General features: G+C 47.7%; 8 protein-coding genes. 1 reads left to right on the forward strand and 7 read right to left on the reverse strand.

Going from position 1 to position 7,078, the window contains the following annotated elements; translation table 11 throughout:
• The 5 genes from B9T16_RS23580 to B9T16_RS23600 all read right to left on the reverse strand — a co-directional run.
• The coding region (locus B9T16_RS23580) for an RRXRR domain-containing protein (RefSeq protein ID WP_410245915.1) at positions 1–167 on the reverse strand (167 nt) is incomplete at its 3' end.
• A gap of 330 nt (positions 168–497) precedes the next feature.
• On the reverse strand, positions 498–1,883 hold the full coding sequence (locus tag B9T16_RS23585) for a cation:proton antiporter (protein WP_410223194.1): 1,386 nt from the start codon (positions 1,881–1,883) through the stop codon (positions 498–500).
• Positions 1,884–2,094: 211 nt separating this feature from the next.
• Positions 2,095–2,904 carry a carbon-nitrogen hydrolase family protein gene (locus B9T16_RS23590; protein WP_014274545.1) on the reverse strand — a complete coding sequence of 270 codons (810 nt, stop codon included), beginning with the start codon at positions 2,902–2,904 and terminating at the stop codon, positions 2,095–2,097.
• A gap of 176 nt (positions 2,905–3,080) precedes the next feature.
• Positions 3,081–3,206, reverse strand: coding sequence for a photosystem I reaction center subunit IX (gene psaJ / locus B9T16_RS23595; protein ID WP_014274546.1), 126 nt, complete (start codon positions 3,204–3,206; stop codon positions 3,081–3,083).
• 112 nt (positions 3,207–3,318) lie between these two features.
• Positions 3,319–3,807: a photosystem I reaction center subunit III, plastocyanin docking protein gene (locus B9T16_RS23600; RefSeq protein ID WP_014274547.1), complete on the reverse strand. Its 489-nt coding sequence runs from the start codon at positions 3,805–3,807 to the stop codon at positions 3,319–3,321.
• 168 nt (positions 3,808–3,975) lie between these two features.
• Between B9T16_RS23600 and tsaD the strand changes: the two genes are divergently transcribed.
• A complete protein-coding gene (gene tsaD, locus B9T16_RS23605; protein WP_014274548.1) occupies positions 3,976–5,019 on the forward strand; it encodes a tRNA (adenosine(37)-N6)-threonylcarbamoyltransferase complex transferase subunit TsaD in 1,044 nt (347 codons plus the stop codon).
• A gap of 34 nt (positions 5,020–5,053) precedes the next feature.
• Here the strand turns inward: tsaD and B9T16_RS23610 are convergent, their stop codons facing one another.
• Together B9T16_RS23610 and miaB are read right to left on the reverse strand one after the other, a co-directional pair.
• Positions 5,054–5,608: a hypothetical protein gene (locus tag B9T16_RS23610; RefSeq protein WP_410245914.1), complete on the reverse strand. Its 555-nt coding sequence runs from the start codon at positions 5,606–5,608 to the stop codon at positions 5,054–5,056.
• Entirely contained in the window at positions 5,605–6,963 is a 1,359-nt protein-coding gene (miaB, locus tag B9T16_RS23615; RefSeq protein ID WP_317268709.1) for a tRNA (N6-isopentenyl adenosine(37)-C2)-methylthiotransferase MiaB, read from the reverse strand. The genes B9T16_RS23610 and miaB overlap by 4 nt, the downstream gene beginning before the upstream one ends.
• Positions 6,964–7,078 lie beyond the last annotated feature (115 nt).

The raw sequence follows: 7,078 nt of genomic DNA on the forward strand, positions 1-7,078 counted from the left end.
CCCAGGTCTGACCATTTTCCCACGGCTACCCCATCTCGAATCCAACGTCTTGCTCGACTGGGCTTGGTTGGCATTAATGGTTTCCCACTGGGGGATAAAACCGGAACTCGTAGCATGGTGATAAACCTCTTGCGAGTTTGAGTCTCTTCGCCCACCGAATCAAACATGGCTTGGCTTTCCCAACGCCCCTAACCAGGAGGCTTGCAGATAATCCGATCTAGAGAAGCAATCGGAAGTGCGTGGCATGATTCGGCTCAATGGGCTATTCAAGGTTTCAGCAGGGCCCGTTCCCCACTCTCCCACCTCGCATTAGCAGGTGGGAGTTCTTGAAGATTTTTTCCCAGGTATGGATGGCCAATTATATAACTCAAGCCGAACCATATTCGTACTGCGTAAGTAATTGTATCCGACAACAGCCTCAGTAGAAAAGAAAAAAAGCCCGGTTTTATTGAACCGAGCCATCAAAATCAATTCACAATCTTTTAAGGATTGACCGTTCAAGCAGTAGTTTCCGGTTCCGTAGCCGTCGGTTCATCATCACGGAACACCACCCGCAACAAAGGCGGAGCCACAAAAGTAGTCAGAATCACCATCAAGATAATTGCCACATCCAGAGAAGGCGACAAAGCGCCACTGTCAGAACCTACCGCCGCAAATACCAAACCCACCTCGCCCCGGGGAATCATACCGACCCCGATCGCCAATCGGTTGATATTCTCCACACCAAACACGCTAAACCCAGAGATAACTTTTCCGAAAATTGCCACAACAATCAGAAAAGAAGCAATCACCAATCCCTGGCGGTTGTCAGGAACAGCAGGATTGAGAACCTCTAAATTAGTTTTCGCCCCAACCGTGACAAAAAATATCGGTACCAGCACATCAGAAATCGGTCTAGTAAGTTCTTCGAGTTCCTTTCCTGGGTCAGTTTCATCCAAGACTAACCCCGCAGCAAAAGCCCCCAAAATCGCCTCTAAACCAATAGCAGCAGCGATATAAGACAGCACCAGCGCCAGAATAAAAGCCGGAATCACAATCCGACCACGGGTTTTGAACTGTTTAGCCAGAGTGACAAAAGTATCATTAAAGAACCTTCCCAGTAAGATTGCACCCACCAGAAACACAGTGGCACTGATAATCAGGAAGATAATGTTAGTAACATCGATCTCTCCGGTTTTGGCTAAACTAGCGACCACTGCGAGGACAATAATTCCCAAGATGTCATCCATGACCGCCGCGCCGAGAATAATTTGACCTTCCTTAGAAGACAAGCGGCCAATTTCAGCTAACACACGGGAAGTAATCCCGATACTGGTAGCAGTCAAAGCCGCACCGGCGAAAATTGCAGCCACAGGGGGAACATTAAAGATCACAATTAAGCCAATGGTTCCGGCGAAAAATGGAGCCACGACCCCCACAATTGCCACCACTAGGGATTGAACCCCTACTTCCAGCAGTTCACGAATATTGGATTCTAAGCCAATTTCAAATAGTAGGACAATCACCCCAATTTCAGCGAGAACGGAGATCACCTCACTTTGAGCCTCAAAGGTTGCTCCAGCTGCACTTATATCTAACCCTGCTGTCGATGACAGTATTTGCATGATCACCGAGTCAGAAGCGCCGACACCACCTTCAGGAAATACGACTAAGTGCAGAGCTGAAATACCAATGACTACCCCGCCGACTAATTCTCCTAAAACTGGGGGAAATCCTAACCAGTTGAAGAACTCGCCGCCAACTTTGCTGGCTGTATAAATGGCAACTAGGCTCAGTAGCACCGCCAATAACACTATATTCCCATCAGCTTCGGGAGCTTCGCTAATTCCCTCGATGGTGTTTGCCAACAGTGGCACGGGATCAACTCCTAAAGATGAAAACATGGAAAATGGGGAGATTATCCCGAAAAGTGATAGAACCATCCATTTTGTTAAAACTCGTTCCTGTCTACTGTAGCGAAAAGTGGGATCACATCAACTTTTGTATTAGTTATACATGGGTTACAACTCTCAAATTATTCCCCAATTACCGATTTTTCTTGGGTGCGTCAGAACTCGCCGATAGGACTGACGCACGTTATCAGTGGCTGATTTTCTAAAATACCCGATGTTTCAGAGATGGCATTTGGCGACGCACTTGCTCGAGGCGGGTGGGTTCAATATCAGCTAAGGCGACTCCTGGCTGATCACCCCCATCAACTAGTATCATTCCCCAAGGATCAATAATCATGGCGTGACCGTGGGTGTGGCGGCGGCCATAGTGACAGCCAGTTTGGGCGGGAGCAATTACATAACAAGTATTTTCGATCGCCCTAGCTTTTAGCAAAACTTCCCAGTGATCTTTCCCGGTATAGGCGGTAAAGGCGGCGGGAACAAATAACACCTCGGCTCCCCGTTTAGATAAATGCCGATACAATTCTGGAAACCGCACGTCATAACAGACAGATAAACCCAACTGACCTAATTCTGGGGAATTGTAAACAGGTGGGAAATCTGTCCCAGCTTTCACTGTTGCCGACTCACAGTAAGTGTTTCCATCAGGCACATTTACATCAAAAAGATGCACTTTTTCATATCGTGCCAACTCTTGACCATTGGGGTCTACTAACAAGGCGGTATTGCAGACTTTACCTTCTCCTTTGGGAACGGGAAACCCTCCACCCAAAAGGGTTACCTGAAAACGTTGGGCTGTAGTTTTCAGGAATTTTTCGGTGGCTTCGGCAATTTCTGAACCCTGGATAAGTTTATCTTCTTCTTCACCCATAAACGAGAAGTTTTCGGGTAAGCCAATTAATTCAGCGCCTTGACGAATAGCTAGTTCAATTAAATCGCGAGATTCTGCCAAATTTTTCTGCAAATCAGGCAGACTGGTCATTTGGATCGCGGCAGCAGTATAGGATTTCATCGATACGGAATTAGAAAAATAAGTGATTTTTATTAGGGTCAATAATCCCCCTAGGGGGCAGGTATCCTTGGACAAGATCATAGGGGCAATTTATCATCACCCCTATAAATATTAATCTCTTGTTAATTATGCGATCGCCACTTAGGGCGACCTGCCCATTTTTCGGGTTTTAGTCCCTAGAGGGGATGAAACAGAAGGTCGGGGAAAAACCGATTAAATTCGATCAGAATACCAGCAGTAATTAACAGCCAAACCGCTGCCAAAACCGGGACGGTAGACAAATATTTCAAAAAGTTCTGCATGAATTGAGCCTCCTAATTGATATGCCAAACATTCGATACAATTTGGGAAAAAGTCCCTTAACCTAACCCGTAACCTAACCCGTGAAAGGCTTAGGCCACAACCGCGCATCTCTTAGCGAGGAGAAACGGTGATTTCATTATCTTTAGCAAACATTTCCCCGGTGGTCATTTCTTTGAGAGCAGCCAGAGGCCAGAGAAATCCACCCAGCATCAATTGCACAGCTTTGGGAACATCGATAATGATTTCCTTTTCGGTGGCTTTTTTATCTTTACCAGCATACTGGAGGTAAGAACGACCTACCCAACCAATCCATCCGGCGATATACAAGAATAGAACACTGGGGATTAAGAAATCGCCAGCGTGGGACAGGCTACCATCTACAATCAGGTGAGGTAGGCCATCTTCGCCACAGAGTTCTTGGGAATAGCGCTCGAACCGAGCTTTGGCTTGGTCTGGGTTAGCACTGCGGGCGATAGAAGTTTGGGCCCGTTGCTGAAATGCGGCCGAATCAGAGCAGGGAGTCAGGTTATAAGCCTCGGCTGCTGCGCTACCACCGAACCAAAGACCGAGAGCGAGAACTAGAGCCAACAATCGTCGCATAGATTTGTTTCCTTTTGTTACAAAACAATAAGTTTTTTGTACAATCCCAACGGATTAAGGACTTAGGAGCCATCTTACTTTGAATTTAGACTCTTGACACCCATTTAATCTCGTTGTGGGGATAAGCTACTAGATGTAACTCAATCATTTGATTAAATTTATCAGCCAATGGCAACAGTTTTAGCAATTGAAACAAGTTGTGACGAAACTGGGGTAGCAATTGTAAAGAATCGTGAAGTTTACAGTAATGTGGTGGCCTCTCAAATCCCTATCCATCGCCCCTATGGGGGGGTAGTGCCGGAGGTGGCTTCGCGGCAACATTTGGAAATGGTCAACCCCCTAATTACTCAAGCACTCATGGAAGCTGATCTGGACTGGACTGATATTGATGCGATCGCTACTACCTGCGCTCCGGGGTTAGTAGGAGCGCTATTAGTGGGAATCACAGCAGCCAAAAGTTTAGCCATGGTTCACCAGAAGCCATTTTTAGGAATCCATCACCTAGAAGGTCACATCTACGCCTCCTATCTCAGTGAACCCGATTTAAAACCACCCTTTCTGTGTTTATTAGTTTCTGGGGGCCACACCAGTTTAATTCGGGTCATCGGTTGTGGTCAGTATGAAACTTTGGGTCAAACCCGCGATGATGCGGCGGGAGAAGCCTTTGATAAGGTGGCTCGTTTACTCAACCTCGGTTATCCAGGGGGCCCGGTTATCGATCGCCTTGCAGCCAGTGGCAACCCCCAAGCCTTCCCTCTCCCAGAGGGTCGCATTTCCCTACCTGGGGGCGGCTATCATCCCTATGATTCCAGCTTTAGCGGCCTGAAAACGGCTGTCTTACGTTTGGTGGATAAATTAAACCAAAAAGGGGGAGAACTGCCCGTGGCAGACCTCGCAGCCAGCTTTCAGGACACAGTTGCCAGGGGGTTAACCAAACGAGCGATCGCCTGCGCCCTCAATTACCAATTGGATACTATTACCGTTGGGGGGGGAGTAGCTGCTAACAGTCGCCTCCGTCATTTGTTACAGGAAGCAGCTACGGAAAACCATTTAAGGGTTTTGTTCCCTCCGATGAAATTCTGCACTGATAATGCGGCGATGATCGCCTGTGCGGCGGCGGATCACCTTGAACATGATCACACCTCCCCTCTCACCTTGGGGGCTTATTCTCGCATGGCGATCGCCGATGTCATGAAACTCTTTGAAAATTAGCACCAATCTCCGCTGGGGTGTTGCTACGTCTTAATCACAAGACATTCTGAGTGGCGATCGGTTGTACAAAGCGATGGTTAGCCCGCACAAAACAATTACTCGCCGCCCCTTGTTCATCAGTACGTTCAACATACATCCAGGGTTGGTTTTCGTTATCATAAACAATACCAAATCCTGCCGGACCCAGATTAATCTCAAAATCCTGTCCTTGTTTGATAGTCCCCACTACTGGCCAGTTTTTGATATTCATAGTCACCTGACCCTGGTTAGCCAGAAGTTGATCATAGCTGCTGAGATTATTAGCCATGCGACAGTTTAAACCGTTGGGGTCTCTGTCTGTCACTTCCCAGGTGGTATGAGTTGAACGGGTATAATCACCATTATCTCTGGGTTTCGGTAAATTCATACCCCCCTGACCCGGTTGCGCCAGAGAAGGGGGATTTTGAATTACTGTAGGTACAGGACCGGCTGGGGCCACCTGAACCGCATTACTTTGGGCTTGAGGGTTTTTCTGGCAGGCGATCGCACTTACCCAAACCAGCCCCAGCAGAGAGACAAAACCGATTGTTTTAAAAGTTTTAGTATTCATAGCGTCACATATAACTCAATAGGTTCTCCGGTGAGGCTAAATGCCCGCACCTCTATAATCTTCACTTTCACCAGTTCACCTGAGAGTTCCGCCAAATTCCCTTTAAAAAACGTCAGACGATTACCACGGGTACGTCCCATCACCTGGCTGGGGTCTTTGGGGTTTGTGCCTTCCACTAATACCTCCTCAATGCGATCGCGGTATCTTTCCGATCTCTCCATAGCCTTCACATTCACCAGTCGATTTAACCGTTGTAGGCGATCGGCCTTCACCTCCTCCGAAAGCTGATTTTCCCACAACGCCGCCCCAGTTCCCGGACGGGGGGAATAAGCCGCCGTGTTCAACAGGTCAAAACCAATATCATCAACCAGTTTTAGGGTATTCTCAAACTGCGCCTCTGTTTCTCCCGGAAACCCCACGATCGCATCAGCACTAATTGACGCATCGGGAATATACTCGCGAATAGTATTAATAATCCGACGATATTTTTCATGGGTGTATCCCCGCGCCATCGCCCTTAGCACATCATTATCTCCCGACTGAAACGGGATATGGAAATGTTCGCACACCTTCGGAAGTTCCGCACAGGCGCGAATTAATCTTTCTGTAAAATAGCGAGGATGACTCGTAGCGAAACGGATACGCTCAATACCCGGTATGTCATGCACATAATAGAGCAGGTCTGTCAAAGTGTGTTGGTGGCGACCGTCTGGCGTAGAACCGGGGAGGTCGCGGCCATAGGCATCAATATTTTGTCCCAGCAGTGTAACTTCTTTATAACCCGCCCTCGCTAATTCTTCGATTTCCGCCCGGATAGCTTCCGGGGTGCGGGACTGTTCGGTTCCTCGGACGTTGGGAACTACGCAATAGGTACAGCGTTCATTGCAACCATAAATCACATTCACCCAGGCGGTGATATTGCTATCTCGGCGGGGTTTGGTGATGTCTTCCACAATATTAATCGGTTCAGTCGCCACCACCTGGGAACCCTCAAAGACTTGTTCTAATAGGTCTTGGAGACGGTTGGCGTGTTGGGGTCCCATGACCAAATCAAGTTCAGGAACCCGACGCAGCAGCGCTTCTCCTTCCTGTTGGGCGACGCATCCCGCTACAATTAGGGTCAGGTTCGGATTTTCCTGTTTCCGTTTCGCTTGTCTCCCCAGGTAGGAGTAGACTTTCTGTTCCGCGTTATCGCGAATGGTACAGGTGTTGTAAAGCACGATATCAGCTTGGTTTGGGTCCTCAACGAAGGTTAACCCCATTTCGTCTAAAATGCCTGCCATGCGTTCGGAGTCGGCTTTGTTCATTTGACATCCGAAAGTGGTGATATGGTAATGGCGGGGTTGTGTGGTCATGGTTTGATATTAGGGATAACTTATCGATTGGTCTATCAGTTGAATGACCATTATAATTCAAGGGTTGGGTTTATGATTTTTTATGTCTAAGCGAATTCAGGTTTTGATGGTTGGT

Origin of the sequence: Arthrospira sp. PCC 8006 (assembly GCF_046480465.1) — a bacterium.
In the GTDB taxonomy this organism is placed as follows: Bacteria; Cyanobacteriota; Cyanobacteriia; order Cyanobacteriales; family Microcoleaceae; genus Limnospira; species Limnospira platensis.